General features: G+C 73.1%; 1 protein-coding gene. It reads left to right on the top strand.

What is annotated here, in order from left to right:
- Positions 1-432: ketoreductase domain-containing protein (locus FQ705_RS02915; protein WP_144137953.1), on the top strand; the 432-nt coding region annotated here is incomplete at both ends.

Here is a 432-nt window from a genome sequence, read left to right on the forward strand (position 1 = left end):
TGTACCTGATCACGGGCGGCGCGGGTGGCTTGGGGCGCTTGTTCGCCCGGCATCTGGCGCGGCGCTGCCACGCGCGCCTGGCGCTGGTCGGGCGCCGCGTGCGGGATGGCGAGATCGACGCGCTGCTCGACGAGTTGCGCGCGCATGGCGCGACGGACGCGGCGTATTTCCCGGCCGAGGTGGCCGACGAGGATGCGCTGCGCGGGGTGGTGGAGACGATTCGCACGCGCTGGGGCGGGCTGCACGGCGTGCTGCACGCGGCGGGCGTGGCCACGCGAGGCACGCTGGAGGATCGCAGGCCAGAGGACGTGGAGGCGGTGATATCGCCGAAGGTGGCGGGAACGCAGGCGCTGGACGCGGCGACGGCGGATGAGGCGCTGGATTTCTTCTGTTGCTTCTCGTCGTCGGCGGCGGTGCTGGGCGACAGCGGTG

The sequence above is a fragment of the Paraburkholderia sp. BCC1884 genome (assembly GCF_900996225.1).
Lineage (GTDB): Bacteria > Pseudomonadota > Gammaproteobacteria > Burkholderiales > Burkholderiaceae > Paraburkholderia.